The 19830-nt window shown below is 70.5% G+C and carries 18 protein-coding genes and 1 pseudogene; 14 read left to right on the top strand and 5 right to left on the bottom strand.

Annotation, left to right across the window (positions count from 1 at the left end):
* The first annotated feature begins 47 nt into the window (after positions 1–47).
* Together ABZ532_RS05235 and ABZ532_RS05230 are read left to right on the top strand one after the other, a co-directional pair.
* On the top strand, positions 48–1277 hold the full coding sequence (locus ABZ532_RS05235) for an acyltransferase domain-containing protein (RefSeq protein WP_361279698.1): 1230 nt from the start codon (positions 48–50) through the stop codon (positions 1275–1277).
* Positions 1274–1978: pseudogene (locus ABZ532_RS05230) on the top strand (4'-phosphopantetheinyl transferase superfamily protein); the annotation flags it as partial. The gene ABZ532_RS05235 and the pseudogene ABZ532_RS05230, both read left to right, overlap by 4 nt.
* A 147-nt stretch (positions 1979–2125) precedes the next feature.
* Here the strand turns inward: ABZ532_RS05230 and ABZ532_RS05225 are convergent.
* The 5 genes from ABZ532_RS05225 to ABZ532_RS05205 form a co-directional block, all read right to left on the bottom strand.
* Complete coding sequence (locus ABZ532_RS05225; protein ID WP_361279697.1) at positions 2126–2740, bottom strand: response regulator transcription factor; 615 nt, start codon at positions 2738–2740, stop codon at positions 2126–2128.
* A 33-nt stretch (positions 2741–2773) separates the two neighbouring features.
* Entirely contained in the window at positions 2774–3139 is a 366-nt protein-coding gene (locus ABZ532_RS05220) for a hypothetical protein (RefSeq protein ID WP_361279696.1), read from the bottom strand.
* On the bottom strand, positions 3136–4290 hold the full coding sequence (locus ABZ532_RS05215; protein ID WP_361279695.1) for a histidine kinase: 1155 nt from the start codon (positions 4288–4290) through the stop codon (positions 3136–3138). Before ABZ532_RS05215 ends, ABZ532_RS05220 begins: the two co-directional genes overlap by 4 nt.
* A gap of 234 nt (positions 4291–4524) precedes the next feature.
* Positions 4525–6816 (bottom strand): TOMM precursor leader peptide-binding protein, encoded by a 2292-nt coding sequence (locus tag ABZ532_RS05210; RefSeq protein ID WP_361279693.1) that lies wholly within the window; start codon positions 6814–6816, stop codon positions 4525–4527.
* The gene (locus ABZ532_RS05205; protein ID WP_361279692.1) at positions 6780–7070 is read right to left on the bottom strand and encodes a hypothetical protein; all 291 of its coding nucleotides are present in this window, start codon (positions 7068–7070) and stop codon (positions 6780–6782) included. The genes ABZ532_RS05210 and ABZ532_RS05205 overlap by 37 nt, the downstream gene beginning before the upstream one ends.
* 244 nt (positions 7071–7314) lie before the next feature.
* Between ABZ532_RS05205 and ABZ532_RS05200 the strand changes: the two genes are divergently transcribed.
* The 12 genes from ABZ532_RS05200 to ABZ532_RS05145 all read left to right on the top strand — a co-directional run bounded on the left by ABZ532_RS05200 (position 7315) and on the right by ABZ532_RS05145 (position 19794).
* Positions 7315–8109, top strand: a complete 795-nt coding sequence (locus ABZ532_RS05200) for an AfsR/SARP family transcriptional regulator (RefSeq protein WP_361279691.1) — start codon at positions 7315–7317, stop codon at positions 8107–8109.
* Between the two features lie 90 nt (positions 8110–8199).
* The gene (locus ABZ532_RS05195; RefSeq protein ID WP_361279690.1) at positions 8200–9789 is read left to right on the top strand and encodes an acyl-CoA carboxylase subunit beta; all 1590 of its coding nucleotides are present in this window, start codon (positions 8200–8202) and stop codon (positions 9787–9789) included.
* 276 nt (positions 9790–10065) lie between these two features.
* Positions 10066–11331 carry a beta-ketoacyl-[acyl-carrier-protein] synthase family protein gene (locus ABZ532_RS05190; RefSeq protein WP_361279688.1) on the top strand — a complete coding sequence of 422 codons (1266 nt, stop codon included), beginning with the start codon at positions 10066–10068 and terminating at the stop codon, positions 11329–11331.
* Complete coding sequence (locus tag ABZ532_RS05185; RefSeq protein WP_361279687.1) at positions 11328–12542, top strand: ketosynthase chain-length factor; 1215 nt, start codon at positions 11328–11330, stop codon at positions 12540–12542. The genes ABZ532_RS05190 and ABZ532_RS05185 overlap by 4 nt, the downstream gene beginning before the upstream one ends.
* An 88-nt stretch (positions 12543–12630) precedes the next feature.
* A complete protein-coding gene (locus ABZ532_RS05180; protein ID WP_361279686.1) occupies positions 12631–12912 on the top strand; it encodes an acyl carrier protein in 282 nt (93 codons plus the stop codon).
* A 157-nt stretch (positions 12913–13069) separates the two neighbouring features.
* Positions 13070–14854 (top strand): acyltransferase domain-containing protein, encoded by a 1785-nt coding sequence (locus ABZ532_RS05175; RefSeq protein WP_361279685.1) that lies wholly within the window; start codon positions 13070–13072, stop codon positions 14852–14854.
* A complete protein-coding gene (locus tag ABZ532_RS05170) occupies positions 14851–15060 on the top strand; it encodes a DUF6059 family protein (protein WP_361279684.1) in 210 nt (69 codons plus the stop codon). Before ABZ532_RS05175 ends, ABZ532_RS05170 begins: the two co-directional genes overlap by 4 nt.
* Before the next feature lie 201 nt (positions 15061–15261).
* Positions 15262–15984 carry a chaplin family protein gene (locus ABZ532_RS05165; RefSeq protein ID WP_361279682.1) on the top strand — a complete coding sequence of 241 codons (723 nt, stop codon included), beginning with the start codon at positions 15262–15264 and terminating at the stop codon, positions 15982–15984.
* A 297-nt stretch (positions 15985–16281) separates the two neighbouring features.
* Positions 16282–16722 carry a CAP domain-containing protein gene (locus tag ABZ532_RS05160; protein ID WP_361279681.1) on the top strand — a complete coding sequence of 147 codons (441 nt, stop codon included), beginning with the start codon at positions 16282–16284 and terminating at the stop codon, positions 16720–16722.
* A gap of 470 nt (positions 16723–17192) precedes the next feature.
* Positions 17193–18011: a hypothetical protein gene (locus ABZ532_RS05155; protein WP_361279679.1), complete on the top strand. Its 819-nt coding sequence runs from the start codon at positions 17193–17195 to the stop codon at positions 18009–18011.
* Positions 18012–18171: 160 nt separating this feature from the next.
* Positions 18172–18735 carry a hypothetical protein gene (locus ABZ532_RS05150; RefSeq protein WP_361279678.1) on the top strand — a complete coding sequence of 188 codons (564 nt, stop codon included), beginning with the start codon at positions 18172–18174 and terminating at the stop codon, positions 18733–18735.
* A gap of 147 nt (positions 18736–18882) precedes the next feature.
* Positions 18883–19794 (top strand): glutaminyl-peptide cyclotransferase, encoded by a 912-nt coding sequence (locus ABZ532_RS05145; RefSeq protein ID WP_361279676.1) that lies wholly within the window; start codon positions 18883–18885, stop codon positions 19792–19794.
* The last annotated feature ends 36 nt before the right edge of the window (positions 19795–19830 follow it).

Here is a 19830-nt window from a genome sequence, read left to right as displayed (position 1 = left end):
CCGCTCCCCTCCCTGGCCCCTCCCCCTAGTCCCCCTAGGAGCACACGATGTCCACGCAGGAACACGACGGTCACAGCGACGTCTACCGTGAATGGCTGCTGGAGCGGCTCCGCCACTATCTCTCCCGGCCGGTGCAGGACTCGGTGCCGCTGGTGGAGTACGGCCTCGACTCGGTCGCCGCGCTGAGCCTCTACGGAGACATCGAGGAGGAGTTCGGACCCCTCATCGAACTGGACGACATCTGGGCGTTCCCGACCGTGTGGGAGCTCGCCCGTCACATGGCGTCCCGCGATGTCCGCAAGAGCGGCGGCGGGGTCCGGGCGGCCTTCGTGTTCACCGGGCAGGGATGCCAGCACCCGGGTATGACCTCGGCCCTCTACCTGAACTCCTCCAGCTACCGCAGCCAGCTGGACGAGGTCGCCGACGCCCTGTTCCCCTACCTCGGGCTCTCGGTGGTCGACCTGATCCTCAGCGAGGACCCCCGTATCCACCAGACGGCCTTCACCCAGCCCGCGCTGTACGCCGTCGAGTACGCGCTCGCCCGGACGCTCGAGATGGTCGGGGTGGTCCCCGTGGCCGTACTCGGCCATGGCATCGGTGAGTACGCGGCGGCCACCGTCGCGGGGGCGCTCGGACCGGCTGACGCCGCCAAGCTGATCGCGATGCGTGGCGCCTTCATGCAGTATCTGCCGTCGGGCGGAGGAATGATGGCCGCCCCCATCTCGCCGTACGAGATCGCCGAACTGGTCGCGATCGAGCCGGGGGTCGGCATCAGCGCCGTCAACGCCGCCAAGGCGACCGTGCTGTCCGGCGAGCTCGCCGGACTGGAGCGGATCGAGGACGGGCTCGCTGCCCGTGGCATCAGATGCCGGCACCTGCCGGTGACCCATGCCTTCAACTCGCCGCTGATGGAGCCCATGGCGCCGAAGTTCGAGGCTGTGGCCCGCCGGGTGCCCGGTGGCGCCGCGCGGCTGCCGTTCTACTCGACCGTGTACGGCCGGCTCGCCGCAGAGCCGCTGTACGCCTCGTACTGGACCGAACAGCTCACCGCACCCATCCGGTTCGCCGACGCGGCCCGCAACATGCTGGCCCAGCAGAACCCCACGCACATCGTGGAGATCGGCCCGCGCCCGGTGCTCACCCCGTATCTGCGCCGGATGGGCAGCCCCACCTGCATCCCTATGTGCCCGCGTCCCGACACCGATGCCGTCGACCTGGCGGGGGTGATCTCGGCCCTGGACGCCGGGCCGCTGGCCGCCGCACCGGCAGGTGCATGAGAGTGACCGCCCGTATCGGACGGCCGCTGCCCGCACTCGGTCCCACGGGCCCCTGGGACCAGGTCGGGGACGAACTGACCGGCACCGGAAGCGTCCTGGTGTACGGCACCATGCCCGGCTGGCTGCCACGCGGCGAGGCCGACTCGGTGCGCCGCATCCTGGGCCGCGACTGGCGCCGCTACGAGAACCTGGCCCGGCAGGGGATGCGGGACCGGTTCGTGGCCTCCCGGCTGTTCCTGCGCTACACGGCAGCCGCGGTGCTGGACACCACCCCCGACCTGGTCGACCTCTCCTACCAGCCAGGCGGCCGCCCCTATGTGCGCGGCTGCGACCAGATCGACGTCAGTCTCAGCCACACCGAGGACATGATGGTCGTCGCGGTCACCCGCCGCGGGCGCATAGGCGTCGACGTGGAGCGCGCCGACCGCAGACTCGCCCGTACGGGATCCGAACTCCAGGCGTGCACTCCCTACGAGATGGAGCGGCTGGACGAGGGTGGTGAGGAGGCCCGCAACGACACCCTGGTGCGGATGTGGACCCTCAAGGAGGCCTACAGCAAGGCACTCGGCCAGGGCCTGCGCTTCCGCTTCACCGAGTTCGGCTTCGCCCTGAACGGGCCGGGCACCCGGCTGGTGCGGCCCGACGGCACCCAGGCGGCCGGTGACGACTGGAGCTTCGGCACGTTCCCCGTCGGGGAGCGCTATGTGGTCAGCGCGGCCGTACACGACACGGGCTTCGGGGACATGGCGGACCTGTCGGTGGCCACGATGCTGGACGAGGGTCTGTTCGACACCCTGCTGGGCCTCGCGGGTCCCGGAGGCTCCGGTGGCGCGGAGTGGGGACCTCCGTCAGGGGATCCAGCCGGCCTCCTCGGCGATCCGGATCGCGTCGATACGGTTACGGGCACCGAGCTTGGTGACGGTCGCCGTGAGGTAGTTGCGGACGGTGCCCTTGGACAGGAACAGGCACCCGGCGATCTCGGCGGCGTCCGCTCCCTGGGCGGCGAGTCGTAGCACCTCCAGCTCCCTGGGCGAGAGGGGATTCTCGGGCGAATCCCAGGCACTGAGCGCCAGCTGCGCGTCCACCACCCGGCGCCCGCCCGCCACTGCCCTTACGGCCTCGGCCAGTTGGTCAGGAGGCGAGTCCTTCAGCAGAAACCCGGTGACATGGGCTGTCAGAGCGCGGCGCAGTGTGCCGGGACGGCCCAGGCTGGTGAGGATCAGGGTCCGGCAGCTCGGCAACTGCTCGTGCAGCTCCGCCGCCGCGGTGAGCCCGTCGGTTCCCGGCAGGTCGATGTCGATGATCGCCACATCCGGTCTGGACTCCAGCGCCGCCTTCACGATGGTGTCCCCCCGGTCGACGGACGCCACGACCTCCAGATCGGGTTCGAGCTCCAGTAGTGCGACCAGCGCGCCTCGAATCATGTGCATGTCCTCGGCGAGAAGAATCCTCACGCACAGCATCAGTCCCCCCCCGGGCGAATCAGGTCGTCGTTCTCAAGCGGCTGTCCTCTCGCCGGCACGCGATCCGGTGTCCCCTGGCGCTTCGTCGTCTCCGGTCCGCGGCCGTGTGGGTGCGTACGCCTCGAGGTGGAAGCGGCCGCCTCCGCGCAGTTCGGCGGTGAGCCGTCCGCCGATCTCCGTGATGCGCTGCCGGAGGTTGTCCAGCGCGCCGTTCGCCGGCCGCTCGCGTGTCAAGGCCTGGTGGTGCTGTGCTCCGTCGTTGACGAGGCTGAGCAGGACCGCTCCGTCGTCAATGGTGGCGGAGATGCTGCACCTTTGTACCTTACTGTGTCGCAGCGTGTTGGTGACACCCTCACGGAACGTACGGCCACGGCGGGGAACCGGCACCGGCTCGCTCAAGCGGCCACCTTCTCGTCGGCGCGCGGTCCGGTGTCCCGTGGCGCTTCGTCGTCTCCGGTCCGCGGCCGTGTGGGTGCGTACGCCTCGAGGTGGAAGCGGCCGTCCTCGCGCAGTTCGGCGGTGAGCCGTCCGCCGATCTCCGTGATGCGCTGCCGGAGGTTGTCCAGCCCGCTGCTCGCCGGCCGCTCGCGAGTCGGGGCCTTGTGGTGCTGTGCTCCGTCGTTGACGAGGCTGAGCAGCACGATTTCACCGTCGACCGTGGCGGTGATGCTGCACTTCTGCACCTTGCTGTGGCGCAGTATGTTGGTGACGCCCTCACGGAGTGCGGTCGCGAGTACGGTGTCGACGACCGGATGGAGACGGCCGCAGTCGAGGTCGACCTCCGTCTCCACATCGGCGGCCGAGAGGATCGCTGCTGCGGATTCGGCTTCGTCAAGCAGGGACATGTCGCGGTAGCCGCTGGAGACGAGACGTACGTCGGCGAGTGCCTGGCGGGCGACCCGGAGCAGATCAGCCGTCTCCTCGCGGGCGTCCTCCGGGCGGGTGTTGATCAGGCGGTGTATCAGCTCGCCCTTGAGGGCGATGGCCGAGAGGCTGTAGCCGAGCAGGTCGTGCAGGTCCCGGGCGAAGCGCAGCCGTTCCTGGACCACCGCCATCCTGGCCATCTCCGCTCGCTGGGCGTGCAGTTCGTGCACGAGGTCGGTCAGCCGGCTGAGTCCGTAGATCACGAGGCCGGTGAGCATGCCCGCGATGACGTAGTACCCGACCTGTGCGGGGGGTTCCCCTTCGATCGTCGCGTAGACCGGGATGCTGGCCACCACCAGGGCGAACAGCGACCAGGCGATCCGAGAAGGCAGAGCCAGCAGCACGGTCGCGGCCAGCGGCCCCTCCATGCTTCCCCACGACGTCCCGTACCAGATCACCGGCAGATAGGTCAGCAGTGCTTGAAGGATCAGCACAGCGACCTTGCTCCGCATACTCCAGGAGCGGGCAGCAGGCGCGGAGACCACGAACTGCACGCTGAAGACGATGACGATCAACGTGATGCTGACGGTGAGGCGCAGCGTGGTCGGGTTGCCCCACCGCAGCACGTTCAGGATGGTGACCGTCCCGTAGCACAGCAGGGCGACGACGGTGATCGCCCGTGCCATGTGCGGTGCCGGAAGTTCCGGCCGGTGTCTGTGCTCGGCGGATTCCGCACGGAGGCTGCCGGGATTCTGCCCCCGGTTCATCATGCCTCGGCCAGCTTGTCTGCCATTGGTTGAATCCAGGACAGCATTTCGGGAGCGGTCCGGCATCGCAGCCTCCTCGGGGGACTGTGGCAGAACCGCATGCTAATGACGAAAGGGTGACGGTGCCCGCCCTAACCGACAACAGCCCGGGTTTCAGACGAAGAGGGAAACCGGGTTCAACTCCTCGTATGGTGTGGCTCGATCACACCACCCCATCTCCACGGGTACGTCGAAGAGGCGGCCGGGCGCGAACCGCGCCCAGAAGTGGCGTAGACCGGGCACGACGACCTTGACCACGGGCAGCCCCACGTCGGGCCTGGTCTGGTCCAGTACCAGCAGTTCCATGCCCCGGGCCCGAACTGCGGATTCCGCCGCCGCGACGTCCGCCCGCAGGTCCGCCCGCGGGACATAGGCGTAGTCCCCGGGAGCCTTCGCGGACTGGCCGGGATCAGGGAGCACATAAGGCTGATTTTCGACGGCTGCCGTGCGCCACCACTCCATCAACTCCGGTGGCAGTCCTGGTCTTCGACGCAGCGGCTCACCCGTGTCCGGGGGCGGGAGCAGCTGGCACATTTCCGTGACAGCCCGGCGCAGTGCCAGCCGTGGGTCGAAGTGCGCCCCGAAGCCGAAGGAGATGTTCTGCTGTGGACCGTCGGTTCGGGACACCGCGCCCATCACGGGGATACCGAAGTCCGCGGTGAGATCGAGAACCCACAACGAGCGGCCTGTCCGCGCGTATGCGTTGCGGGCCCGGGCCAGCCACGGCTCGTCGAAGGCATCGAGGTCGACGGCGGGCCGTCGCAGCCGGTTGTACCACCACAGCGCCACCGCGTCGCGCTCCACCAGTTCCAGGAACCCCTGGACGACGGCGTCCTCCGGACTTGAGCCTGCCGCATTGCCGTTGGAGTCCGACCACGGCGGCTGTTCGACGCCATCCGGCCCGGGGCCGTAGTACAGCATCGACGTCGGCAGCATCCGGTGGCGGCCCTCGGTGAGCGACCACACCGGGGTCCACTCGCGCGGTGCCCGCTCGTCGAAGCGCGGCGGCACCGTGTGCATCGCCGAGTGGCTCGCGTTCCAGTGGGCACGGTCGCGGAACTGCCGGTCGGCGAAGAGCTGGACGGTGTTCGGGTGCACGGCCTCCCCACCGAGCGCCCAGAACGAGTCCCGCACCGTCGGCTCGTCCCCCTGCCGGGTGCCGCAGTAGCGCTCGATCGCTTCGCACAGTGCTCCGGCCTGCGCCTCCTCCGGCGTGACGCCCTTACCACCACTGTGGCTGCGCAACCCCTCGGGGGAGTGCCCGCGCCAGGCCAGATTCCGCCCGGACACCCAGCGGTTGAGCCCCTCGGGCGTCCCCGGCGACGGCCGGAGCGACGACACCACACCCGTGACGGGGTCGACCAGATGCCGGTAGCGCGCGAGCACTTCGGTGGGCGGCAAAGCGCGGTGGTTGCTGCCGGTCTCCCCGGCCTTCGGCCTGGAAACCAGAACCACGGGGCGGCGTACCCGTTCGGCGACCAGCTGCGGATCCCCGCAGTCGGCGCACTGGGGACGCTTGGCCACCTGATGGTGATGGGTGCGCAGAGTACGGGTGTCCAGCCTGCACACCGCCCCCTGGCCCTCGTACCGCATGCCCGCCGCCCATTTGAGGGCCTCCAGCACCGTCGTGTGCAGCCCCATCATGCGTACCGCCGTCAGCGAAGCCTCCGGCAGCGGCACCGGTCCGGGCAGCCCCAGGGCGTGCCGGACCGGTGCCTCGGAGGAACGATGGCCACGCAGCCTGTGTGCCAGACAGGACCAGCACGGCCCGCCGTCCGCGCCGAAAACCGGCCCGACCCACACCTCGGGGCCACACGGGCGAGCCAGCAGCCAGGGCCGCCCCGCCGCCCGGTACCGCGCGTCCACCTCGGCCAGCGCGGGGTCGAGATAGTCGTCGCACAGCACCAGCCCGAAGGCGGCTGTGTCCACCGTCTGAGCCAGGGACAGCCCGGCGGCCAGGCACTCCGCCCTGGCCGCCGCGCCATCCGTCCGACCCAGCGGCGCCACCTGCACCGGCGTTGCGGCGACCACCGCCGCGACACCGGGGCCGCCGATCCCGGCGAGCTCCCAGTACGCCTCGGCGGCGGAGTCCGCACCCGGATCCCGGTAACTGACGAGATCGGCCCTGGCGAGAGCGGCGATCACCCGCCCTACTTCCTCTGCCGGTACGACCGGAGTCGCCTCGGCAATCAGCGCCGGCAGGGTGCGCGTACCGTCGAGGAGCGGCGCCAGGGCGACGGCCTGCTTTCCCCGCAGCACCGTGGTGCCGCGTTCCGACAGCAGATACACCGCCTCCCCGGCCACCGTCTCCACGCGCAGGTGGCGCTTGAACCCCACCGGAAGACCGGCGTGATCCGGGTCCGTGGCGGTCACGAGCTCGCCGCGGAGATGGTGGTCCAGTTGCATCCGGCAGTGATCGCCGCGGCCGTGTCGTCGAAGCTCTCCAGCAGCACGCCCAGCGGGCGCCCCGCGTCCTCGTCCAGGTAGACCGGCTCCGCCGCGACCAGGCCGAACTCGGCGAGGACGGACAGCGGGTCGGTGGTGTAGCGCAGGGCCAGGTCGGGTTCCAGACCTGTCCGGGCGGTGAGCAGTGCCAGACGGTGATCGTCGGTCTGCGTTGTCGGGGCCTTGCCGGGTACGAGCGTGGTCGAGCCGATCATGGGTTCCCCTCCCAAGTCAGTCGTACGAGTTTTCGTCGACGTCCTGTGGGTCAGGATTGTGAGCCGTGGATCTCGCGGCGGCCCAGTGCCCGGTTCACCATCGCGGTATGACATTTTCACGTCGACCTTCGTGAGCCGCTCACTGGGGACGCGACCGTCGTTGATGCGAACCTCGACCCTCAGCAGTGCTCCGCCCCGAGCACCGGAGCGTGAGACGGGGAATCGAGGCAAAGGGGAACGAACGATGGAGATCAATGTTCTGGGACCGCTCGCCGCCATCGAGCACGGAGTCTCCGTGGTCCCCACCGCGGGCAAGCCGCGCCAGATCCTCGCGCTCCTCGCCCTCCAGGCCGACCGGGTGGTCACCGTGCCCACCCTGATGGAGGAGATCTGGGGCGAGGAGATCCCGCGCAGCGCGGCGACCACCCTCCAGACGTACATCCTCCAGCTACGCCGCAAGCTCGCCGCGGCGCTGGACGGTGATCCTGACCGGCACGCCAAGGACGTGCTGGTCACCCAGCACGGCGGCTATCTGCTCCAGGTCCAGCCTGGCAGGGTGGACGCCGAGGAGTTCGGCCGGCTGGCCTCCTCCGGACGGGACGCGCACGAGGCCGGCGACTACCACGCCGCATCCGAACTGCTCGGCACAGCACTGAAGATGTGGCGCGGCCCCGCCCTTGTCGACGTCAGAGTCGGCAGTGTGCTGGAGCTCGAGGTGCTGGGGCTCGAGGAGGACCGGATGGCGACCCTGGAGCGGCGCATCGACGCCGACCTGCGCCTCGGCCGGCACACCGAGATCGTGCCCGAGCTGCGGGTCCTGGTCGCCAAGCACCCGATGCACGAGAACTTCTGCGCGCAGCTGATGACCGCCCTGCACCGGTCGGGCAGCGCCTGGCGGGCCCTGGAGTCGTACCAGCGGCTGCGCGGCACCCTCATAGACGAGCTCGGTCTTGAGCCCTCGCCGAGGCTCCAGCGTCTGCATCAGGCCATCCTGTCGTCCGACCCGGAGCTGGACCTGACCGTGCCCGCCACCGGCTGACCGGGACCGGGGCCTCGCTGACGGCCCCGGGACGGCGGTCTCTCCAGGCTGCTCCACCGTGCTTCGAGGAGCCGTTCCTACGTTCGGCCAATGACGATCCTTGACGAGCTCACGGTCACACCGGCGGCCCCGGACCTGCGCCGCTCCACCGACGAACTGCGCCGCCTCAAGGAAGAGGTGAGCCGCGGCCCCGACCCGGCCGCCACTCGCCGGCAGCACGAGAAGAACAAGCTCACCGCCCATGAACGCCTCGAACTGCTCTTTGACGAGGGCACGTTCACGGAGATCGAGCCGCTGCGCCGGCACCGGGCCAGCGGCTTCGGCCTGGAGCACCGCAAGCCCCACGGGGACGGCGTGATCACCGGCTGGGGCCTGGTCCACGGCCGTACCGTGTTCGCCTACGCCCACGACTTCCGGGTGTTCGCCGGGGCACTGGGCGAGGCGCACGCCGAGAAGGTCCACAAGGTCATGGACCTCGCCGAGGCCGCGGGCGCCCCCCTCGTCAGCCTCAACGACGGCGCGGGGGCCCGTATCCAGGAAGGCGTCACCGCCCTCGCGGGCTACGGCGGCATCTTCCGCCGCAATGTCGCCGCCTCCGGTGTCATACCCCAGATCAGCGTGATGCTCGGCCCCTGCGCGGGTGGCGCCGCCTACTCGCCGGCCCTCACCGACTTCGTGTTCATGGTCCGTGAGACCGCGCAGATGTTCATCACCGGACCCGACGTGGTCCAGGCCGTCACCGGCGAGAAGATCACGCACAACGGACTCGGCGGCGCCGATGTGCACGCCACCACCTCAGGGGTCTGCCACTTCGCCCATGACGAGGAAGCCGCCTGCCTGGAGGACGTGCGCTTCCTGCTCGCCCTGCTGCCCGCCAACAACCGCGAGATGCCGCCCGCCGTGGTCTCCGACGACCCGGCCGACCGGCGCACCGACACCCTCGCCGAGCTGGTGCCCGCCGAGCCCGGCCGCTCGTACGACATCCGCAAGGTCATCGAAGAGGTCGTGGACGACGGCGAGTTCCTGGAGGTGCACGAGACCTGGGCGCAGAACGTGGTGTGCGCGCTCGCCCGGCTCGACGGGCACCCGGTGGGCATCGTCGCCAACCAGCCCGCGTCGCTCGCCGGGGTGCTCGACATCCACGCCTCGGAGAAGGCCGCCCGCTTCGTGTCCTTCTGCGACTCGTTCAACATCCCGCTCGTGACTCTCGTCGACGTGCCCGGCTTCCTGCCGGGGGTCGACCAGGAGCACGGCGGCATCATCCGGCACGGCGCCAAGCTGCTGTACGCCTACTGCAACGCCACCGTGCCCCGGATCTCCCTGGTGCTGCGCAAGGCCTACGGCGGCGCGTACATCGTCATGGACTCCCGTTCCATCGGCGCCGACCTGTCCTTCGCCTGGCCCACCAACGAGATCGCCGTGATGGGCGCCGAGGGCGCCGCCAACGTCATCTTCCGGCGTGAGATAGCCGCCTCTGACGACCCCGAAGGGGTACGGGCCCGGCGCATCGAGGAGTACAAGTCCGAGCTGATGCACCCGTACTACGCGGCCGAACGCGGCCTCGTGGACGACGTCATCGACCCCGGCGACACCCGGCGCGTGCTCGTCCGCTCACTGGCCATGCTGCGCTCCAAGCAGGCCGAAGTGCCCGCCCGCAAGCACGGAAATGTGCCGACGTAGTGCGGTTTTCCTCGGTCCACGCACACGCGAGCCACGGTCGAGAGCACACCCGTTCCATGGCTGGACCGAGCCCGGCGACAAGTCACGAGCGAGTCGCCGGACAGGTGCCCGGCCGGCCGGGGTGGGGAGGACCTGACCCTGAACCGCCCCGGCCGCCGCATCGATTGCAGGAGCGTCACGGAAGCGTCACGGACGAAGGGATCGACAGTGACCCCCACAGTTCCAGCCGGCTGGTGCGCGACGGCGCACCCGGCCCCGTCGAAGGCCAGGTAGACCATGCGCAGAGTCGCCATCACAGGCCTGGGCGTCGTGGCCCCGGGCGGGGTCGGTGTCAAGGAGTACTGGGACCTGCTCACGGCGGGACGTACCGCCACCCGCAGGATCAGCTTCTACGACCCGTCCCCGTTCCGCTCCCAGGTCGCCGCCGAGTGCGATTTCGACCCGGGGGCAGCGGGACTGTCCCCGCAGGAGACCCGGCGCCTCGACCGGGCCGCCCAGTTCGCGGTGGTCTCCACGCGTGAGGCCATCGCCGACAGCGGGCTCGACATCGCCACGCTCGACCCCGGGCGGATCGGCACCTCGCTGGGAAGCGCGGTCGGCTGTACCACCAGCCTGGAGCGGGAGTACGTCGTCGTGAGCGACGGCGGGCGCCTGTGGAACGTCGACCACACTTATGCGGTACCCGAGCTGTACCGGCACTTCGTGCCCAGCTCGATGGCCGCCGAGGTGGGCCAGGCGGCCGGGGCCGAAGGACCCGCCGCGGTGGTCTCCACCGGCTGCACCTCCGGACTCGACTCGCTCGGACACGCCGTGGAGCTCATCCGCGAGGGCACCGCCGATGTGATGATCGCGGGCGCCACCGAGGCGCCGATCTCACCGATCACCTCGGCCTGCTTCGACGCCATCCACGCCACCACCCCGCGCAACGACACCCCGGAGAGCGCCTGCCGGCCCTTCGACCGGACGCGCAGCGGACTGGTGCTCGGCGAAGGCGCGGCGATCCTCGTCCTGGAGGAGCTGGAGAGCGCGAAGCGGCGCGGGGCCCATATCTACGCGGAGATCGCGGGATTCGCCTCCCGTTGCAACGCGTTCCACATGACCGGTCTCAAGCCCGACGGGCGCGAGATGTCCGAGGCCATCGACGTGGCTCTGGCCGAGGCCCGGCTCGCACCCGACACCATCGACTACATCAACGCCCACGGCTCCGGCACCAAGATGAACGACCGCCACGAGACAGGCGCGTTCAAGCGCAGCCTGGGGGACCACGCGTACCGCACCCCCGTCAGCTCCATCAAGTCGATGATCGGGCACTCGCTCGGCGCCATCGGCTCCCTGGAGATCGCCGCCTGCGCGCTGGCGATGGAACACGGAGTGCTGCCGCCCACCGCCAATCTGCACGAGCCGGACCCCGAACTCGACCTCGACTACATCCCGCTGACCGCCCGCGAGAAGCAGACCGACGTGGTCCTCAGCGTGGGCAGCGGCTTCGGCGGGTTCCAGAGCGCCATGGTGCTGGCCCGCCCGGAGAGGAGCGTCGCATGAGCAGGACCACCGTGGTGACCGGCCTGGGCGTGACCGCGCCCAACGGCCTGGGCACCGAGGAGTACTGGAAGGCCACGGTGGCCGGGCAGTCCGGCCTCGGCGAGGTGACACGCTTCGACGCCTCCGGGTATCCCTCGCGGATCGCCGGTGAGGTCGCCGACTACAACGCCGAGGAGCACATCCCCAGCCGTCTGATGCCGCAGACCGACCATATGACGAGGCTCGCGCTGACCGCGGCCGACTGGGCACTCGCCGACGCCGGGATCGACACCACCGAGATGCCCGAGTACGGCATCGGTGTCGTCACCTCGGCCTCCGGAGGCGCCGTCGAGTTCGGCCAGCGGGAGCTGGAGAACCTGTGGAGCAAGGGCAAGGAGTACGTCAGCGCGTACCAGTCCTTCGCCTGGTTCTACGCCGTCAACACCGGCCAGATCTCCATCCGGCACAAGCTGCGCGGCCCGAGCGGTGTACTGCTCACCGAACAGGCGGGTGGCATCGACTCCATCGGGCAGGCGCGCCGGCACATCCGCAAGGGCTTCCCGGCCGTGATCTCCGGCGGTGTCGACGCGGCCGTCTGCCCCTGGGGCTGGGTGCCGCAGATCGCCTCCGGACTGATGTCGACGGTCGACGACCCCGAGCGCGCGTACCTGCCGTTCTCGTCGGACGCGAGCGGCTACGTACCGGGCGAGGGGGGCGCGATCCTGCTGCTCGAGGACGCGGAGGCGGCCCGCGACCGGGGTGCCACCCATGTCTACGGGGAGATCGCCGGTTACGCGGCCACCCTCGACCCCGCTCCCGGCTCGGGCCGCCCGCCCGGCCTGCGCAGGGCGATCGAGAACGCCCTGGCCGACGCGGGATGCACCACCGCCGACATCGACGTCGTCTTCGCCGACGCGTCGGGAGTGCCCGAGCTCGACCGCGCGGAGGCCGAGGCCCTTGCCGCCGTGTTCGGACCGAACGCGGTCCCCGTCACCGCGCCCAAGACCATGACCGGACGCCTGCTCGCCGGAGGCGCCGCCCTGGACGCGGCCACCGCCCTGCTCGCCCTGCGCGACGGGGTCATCCCCCCGACCGTCCATGTCACGGCACCCGCCCCCGGACTCGGCATCGACCTGGTCACGGAGACGCGGGAGGCCGATCTGCGCGCCGCGCTCGTCGTCGCCCGGGGCCACGGCGGCTTCAACGCCGCGCTGGTCGTGCGCCGTCCCTAGAGCCGGTACGAGCTGCGATCCCCACCCCCCACAAGTCCCACAGCGTCACCTACCTACCCGCCCAGCCCGACCGAGAGGACGTCACATCATGACCACCAGCACCACGACCACGACGACGACCACTGTCACCCTGGCCGACCTGACCCGCATGCTGCGCGAGAGTGCGGGCGAGGAAGAGGGCGTCGACCTGGACGGCGATGTCATCGACACCCCCTTCATGGACCTCGGTTACGACTCCCTCGCCCTGCTCCAGGTGATCGGCCAGATCCAGCGCGAGTACGGCATCGAGATCCCGGACGACGCCGTGGTCGACGCGGAGACCCCGAGGGCCCTGCTCGCCCTCATCAACGCAGACCAGACCACTGCCTGATCTGCACTCTTCGCGGTTCGGTACTCCCCCTGCCGAGCCATCCCGACGCGGCCGTCCTGCCTGAATCCCCCGTGGGGCGGGACGGCCGCCCCCCACGCACCACCCGCATCGCGCACGCCAGGGCGGCCGGAGGGCCGCGGCCCACCAGGAGGGAACCATGTCGCTCACCTCGTACAGCGCGGTCGTTCGGAGGCTGGTCGTCAGCCCCGGCACCGCGCAGCCGCCCCGAGGACGGATCGTGGCATCGGCCGCCGGCGTGTCGGCGGTGCTGCGGGCATTCGGCAAGCCGCCCGAGGAACTGCCCGTACGCACCATCGTGTACGTCGGCGCCGCCGACCCGGACCCCGCACTCGGCACCCGGCACGAGGGCTTCACGGTGCGCACGGTGTCCACCCCCGGCCGCGCCCTGCGCCTCGCCGACCGCGAACTGCGCGACGGAGTCGCCGACTTCGCCATGGTCGCCGGATTCGGCGAGCTGGACCCCCACACCATCACCGTCTACGCGGTCAAGCGGGCCGCCGAGGCCATCGCCGAGGGCGACCGCGTGCTCGGCGTACTCGACGTGAGCGGCGGCGGCGACGAGATGCCCGCCCTGCGGCCGCTTCACCACGGACGCCGCGCCACCGACCCCGAACACCACCGGCTGCTGCTCTGGTCCGGCCAGGACACAGCCGACGAGAGCCGCGTCCGCAGCGAACTGCTGCCCCTGCTCAGCGGGTTGCACAGCGAGGCGTACCCGGCCCTGCCCACCGCCGTGCCCTGCGGCACCACGCCCGGTCCGGTGCGCGGCGCCGCCGTCGCCGTATCGGCACTGGCCGCCGCCACCGTCCATCAGGCCAAGTCCGTGGCCGCCGCCCGCCCGCGTCCCATCGCGCTGCTCTTTCCGGGCCAGGGCTCCCAGCACGCCGGCATGGCCGCCGGACTCTATCTGCGCGAACCCGTCTTCACGGCCGCCGTCGACGCCGCGCTCTCCCACATGGGCGACGAAGGGCACCGGATCCGCGAGGACTGGCTCAACTCCACCTCCCCGCGCATCCCCATCGACGACGTACGCCGTGCCCAGCCACTGCTGTTCGCGATCGACTACGCGCTCGGCCGCCTCATCCTGAGCTGGGGGATACGCCCCGCCGCGCTGCTCGGACACAGCGCGGGTGAACTGGTCGCCGCGACCCTCGCCGGAGTCATGGCGCTGCCCGACGCCGTGGCCATGATGATGGCGCGGGTGCGCGAGGCGGTACGGATACCGGAGGGCGGCATGCTCGCCGTCGCCGCGAGCGAGGAACAGCTGTACCCGTATCTGGAGGAGGACGTGGCCATCGCCGCGGTCAACGCGGCCCAGCAGGTGATGCTCGCCGGTTCGGCCGCCCCGCTGGCCGACGTCGAGGCCGGGCTCAGGGCCGACGGGTTCACCGTCGTCGCCGTCCCCGCCACCAGTCCCTTCCACTCACCGGCGATGGCCCCGGCGTCCGACGCGGTGGAGACCGTCTACCGCGGTATCCCCCTACGTGAGCCCCGGCTGCCGCTCTACTCCGGGTACACAGGCGGCCTGATGCGTACGGAAGACGCGCTCAGCCCCCGCTTCTGGGCCCGCCAGATCACCGACACCGTGTACTTCAAGGCCGCGCTCGAAGAGCTGCTCGCGGTGGACGACATGCTGCTGGTCGAGGCCGGTCCCAGGCAGACCCTCACCGCCTTCGCCCGCAGGCACCGCGCCGTTCGCCTCGGCGCCAGCGCGGCCACCGCGGTGCTGCCCGCCCGCCGGGGTACACCCGAGGCCGACCGCCAGTCGGTGCTGACGGCCGCGGCACGCATCTGGACCGAGGGTCACGATCTCGACCTCGACGCGTTGTCCCGGCTGTGGACATGGAGCGACGAGGAGCCCGTGGCGACCGTGACCGCGGCGGGAGCGAGTTGGGAACCGGCCACCGCGCTGCGGTCATGAGGCTGCTGATGAGGGTGGTGCACGGCTGTTACGACGCCCTCGTGGCAGCGGGGTGGATGTGGATCGGGGTGCCCGTGCCCGCGCCGAGGACGGCGCACCCCGGGCTCCGCCCACCCCCGCCCGGTCATCCGGAGCGGGTGCGCCCGGACATCCCGCTGACTCCGGTGGAGCGGGTGCTGCGGCGTCAGTTGGTGTCACGAAACTGATTGCACATCTCACCTGACCGAGCAGCCGCAGAGTATCCCTTGTCATCGACATTCGAGCATCCAAATCAGAAGAACTGATTTGTTTTTTTCGTTTCTCGAAAATCCACGACCGCTACTGCGTGACGTGTCCGCCCTCTGTTTCGTTTCCTGCTCGGAGGGGTGAGGTCAGATCCTTCCCCCGCTGCAAGAAGGGAATTAAGGGTGGAGAGCAAGGCTCAGCGCATTCTCCTCGCAGCCTGCCTGGCTACGGGGGCGACCATGGCCGGTGCAGGAGCGGCCCTGGCGGACAGCGGCGCCGTCGGAGCCGCGGAGGGTTCACCCGGGATCCTCTCGGGCAATGTGATCCAGGCCCCGGTGCACGTGCCGGTCAATGTCTGCGGCAACACCGTCAACGTCATCGGTCTTCTCAACCCGGTGTCGGGCAACGCGTGCGCCAACGGCGACGGCACCACCGTGGGCGAGGTTCCGACGGTCCCCGGGGCCGAGGAGCCCACGGTCCCGGGCACTGAGGAGCCGCCGGCCAATGAACCGCTGCCGCTCCCCGAGCCGCTCCCGGAGCCGGAGCAGCCCGAGCCGCTGCCGGTCCCGCCGGTCGAGGAGCCGCCGGCCGTTCCGCCCGCCACGCCGGCCGAGAACCCCCAGCCCGAGGCCCCGGCCCAGCCGCAGCCGCCGGTCGTCAGCACGCCCGAGACCCCGGCCACGCCCGAGACCCCGGCCACGCCCGAGGTCCCGGTGGCGGAGACGCCCGAGACTCCGGCCGTCACCCCGGTCGTGGACACCCAGCCGGCCGCCCCGGTCACGCCGGGTGCGACCCTGGCCGAGACGGGTTCCGAGGCCAACGCCGGCATCATGGCGGCGGTCGCGCTCGCGCTCGCCGGCGGCGGCGCCGTCGCGATCCGGAGCGCCAGGGCCTCGCGGCGCTGACCACGGGCCACGGGCATGCCCGCGGTAAGGAAGTCCCGGACACGGCAGCCGCGTGTCCGGGACTTCTCCGTGTGTGGCTGACATGGCATCCGGTGAATACAGTCTGACCAATCGTCCGTAAGAAGAGAAAAGATTCGCTCCCGTACCGATTTTCCAGGCGGTCAGTGGTAAGCGCTGTACAAATGTGCCATGACGAACTGGGCGAAAAGAACTATGGGCTCGGCTCTGTTCGCCGGGCTCGGGTTGGCGAGTGCGTGGCTGGGCGGGTGGGGAGTGCTCGGTGGGCCTGTACCGGCAATGGCGGCGCCCGCGAGTGCCGCCGCCGGGCCGTCAGGGGTCCACGCGAGACTCGAAGCGGTCGCCGACGGCGTACTCGGCCTGGTCAATGAGGAGCGGGCGCGCGGCGGTTGCGACCCCGTCCAGGCTCATCCGGTGCTGGAGCGGGCCGCCGAGGAGCACAGCGAGGACATGGCCCTGCGGGGACGGCTGACGCATACGGGGACGGGCGGAGTCTCCGTGTCGGAGCGCCTGCGCGACTCGGGATACCGGAACGAGTACTTCGGTGAGAACCTGGCGCGGGGTTCACTCACCGCCCGGTCCGTCGTGACCAGCTGGATGCACAGCCCGGAGCACCGGGAGATCATTCTCACCTGTCTCTACGAGGAAGCCGGTGTCGGTATCGCGCTGGACGCGGACGGTCCCTGGTGGACGGTCATTCTCGGCGCCGCCCACCCCTGATGGGCCGCCACGGCTGCTGCCGCGCCCTTGAGGCGAGTCCCGAACGGTCCTGAGGCGCCCGGCCGGGAGGAGGGAGCCGGGCGCCTCGGGCAGCTGGTGGTACGTCAGAAGCGCGCGCACGTAACGAAACCGTCGACCTTGCGGTTGCCTGACTCTCTGCGCGCTGTGCGATTCCGGGTCGGACAGCACGATGGCATCGACGGCGGAGTCCGCTGGCAAGTACGTGTCGGCGCGCTCGGAAATCAGCCCGCTGGATGCGTGGTCCGCCTGTCGGATCATCCGACAGGCGGACCCGTTGGGATTCTGGGCAACTGCCCATGGGGCGAACGCAGGTTCGGCGTTGTGGGGTTGCGGTGGGGGCGGTCGTAAGTTATCGGCTGGCGTCTTGGTCGCCTTTAGTTTTTGGCTCTCTTTGTGTTGAATACGTCGAACCTGCGAGTTCAAAAGCCGTGACAGGCGTTTATGCGTATGTGGAACCGCGTGAAGTATGGGAAAGAAATACAATCCTAGCCAAGGCGTTCTGCGCCAGCGACGACAAGGTCAGGGCGGCGCAGACCGCTCTGAACGAGGCGCAGGCCGACCGCACGAGGAAGCTCGCTGCCTTCGCCGTGATCGTCGGTGACGACGGAAGCGTGGCCGGGATGATGGGTCTGCACGAGCGCGAAGTCCGCGTGGCGCGCAGGACGGTCGGCCGGGACGGAGCCCGTACCGTGGCCGCCAATCTGCTGACCACGGGCCAGGACACGATCAGGGACGCCGTCACCGAGCCGGTACCCGAAGCCTCGTATCCCGCCGCCCCGGTGGAGCCGGCGCCCGTGGTCCCGCCGCAACCGGTGGCGGCACCCTCGGTGCCCACGCCGGCGGCTTCGTCCCCGGTCCCGTCCCAGGTGTCCGCCTCGATCCCGGCCTCGTCCGCGGCCACGACCGCGGCCTCGATCCCCGTGATCCCGGCCCCGAACCCGATGCCGGGGCCCGCGCCCGCGTTCGAGGACCACTGGACCGAGGCCCACCAGCCCACCGTGCTCTGGACGTCCGCCATGGACTCGGTGCTGGTGTGGAGCTGGCAGTCGGGCGTGGACCTGATGGTCGTGGCCAACGAGCTGGGCGTCGATCTGCGCTCCGTGCTCCAGCGGGTGCAGATCCTCGCCGCCGACGGGCATCTGGCCAAGCCGGACCTGCCGAGTACGAGGACCACGCTGGGCCGCCACCGCCGCTACGAGGAGGACTTCGAGTTCGCCGGCGCGGTCAGCGGCGAGGGCGACCTGTACCCGCCGCCGAGCTGGACCTGAGGTTGGGCAAATGGTGTACGCCACCCCGTGGTTCTTAGGCCATACGGTGCCTCCGCCGCCTTGGCGCGCAGACAATCGCGGCAAGCCGCGATGTATCGGTAAATATGTCACGCAGGGGTCGTCAGCTGTCGGCCCGAAACCTTCCGAGGAGCGTGAACACATGAGGACGTCCCCAAGGCGTGCCGGCCTGGCGGCCATGGCCGCCTCCACCGTCGTCGGAGCCGTAGCACTTATCGTCGCCCAGCCCGCGTACGCCCAGTACCCGCCCGTCCCGCTTCTGGTGCTGGACCCGACCGTGGTGTGCCCGGGGGACTCCGTCACCTTCCATGCGACGGGGTTCGCGCCCGGGCAGCAGACGACCCTGCGGCTCCTGACCAAGTCCGTGGTGCTGGGCCAGTTCGACGCCGACCCGCAGGGCGACGTGGACGGGACCGTGACGATCCCGCCGGGAACCCACAGCGGGAAGCACACCGTCAGGCTGGAGGCGGTCGATCCGGAGCGGGACCTGTCCGCGAAGCTGACCGTGAAGAAGCCCAACGACTGCACCGGGAGCGCTTCCAGCACATCACTGGATGAGTCGGGGAACGCAGGCGCCCTCAGCGCCCCCGAACTGGCCGCGACCGGTCGTGAGGACGACTCGCTGAAGCTCTTCGGTGGTGCGGCCGGCCTCGCGCTGCTCGGTGGCGGCACGGTCATGGCCGTCCGGCGGTTCAAGAGCAGCTGAGCACCACCTGCGTGCGGCCGTGACGCTCCCGCCCGCACTTCCCCTCCCCGTCAGTGCCGTGTTCGCGCGTCGTCCGGCACCGGCGGGGTCGCCTCCGGCGCCGGGTCCCTCCCGGCGCCGGGGCAGGCGTTGACCGAAGGACTGGATGTGCGTCTGTACCCAGGAACCCCCGGAACCACGTGCCGGCCGCCGGTCGCCGTCTGCGCGACGGCGGCTGTGTGCGCCGCTCTGCTGATCGCCTCGTGCGCCCCCGGACATGGCCGGGGACTCCCCGGCCCGAGCGCACCCGCGCACGGTTCGGATCAGCCCGGCCGCGCGGACCGTGTCGAGCGGCTGACGGTCAGGGTGCTCGAGGTGCTGCCGCACGACAAGAGCGCCTTCACCCAGGGATTCGAGCTCGATGGCAACACCCTCTACGAGAGCACGGGCATGGCCGGCAGGTCCTCGGTGCGCTCCGGCCATCCCGACGGAACGAACCGGCTGCGGGTGGCGCTGCCCCGGCCCCTGTTCGGCGAGGGCCTGACCGTACTCGGGCCCACCCTCTGGCAGCTCACCTGGCGGGACGGGGTGGCGATCGAGCGCGACGCCCGGACCCTGGCCGAGCGGCGGCGGGTCCGCTACTCCGGGGAGGGCTGGGGGCTGTGCCACCAGGCAGCGCGCGGCAGGCTGGTGATGAGCGACGGTTCCGCGCGGCTCGCCTTCCGCGATCCGCGTACCTTCGCGAAGACCGGGGAAATCACGGTGACCTCGGGGGGCGAACCGGTGTCCCAGCTCAATGAGCTGGAATGCGTCGGGGACACCGTCTACGCCAACATCTGGTCGTCGGACCAGATCATGCGCATCGACGCGAACACCGGGAAGGTCACCGGAAGGATCGACGCCTCCGGTCTGCTGACCCCGCCCGAGGCGAGTCGAGCCGATGTGCTGAACGGTGTCGCGGCGGTCCCCGGCACCGATGAGTTCCTGATCACGGGCAAGCTCTGGCCCAAGACGTTCCGGGTGGTCTTGGTGCCCGCCCCCTCGCAGGCTCCCGCCGTCGACGGCGGACAGCGTCCGTGAGCCGCGGGACGTCACGGCGCCGAAGTGCAGATCGTA

This window comes from Streptomyces sp. NPDC019396 (assembly GCF_040632375.1).
GTDB lineage: Bacteria > Actinomycetota > Actinomycetes > Streptomycetales > Streptomycetaceae > Streptomyces.
Note: the sequence above shows the minus strand (reverse complement) of the source record. Positions and strands in the feature narration are given on the sequence as shown.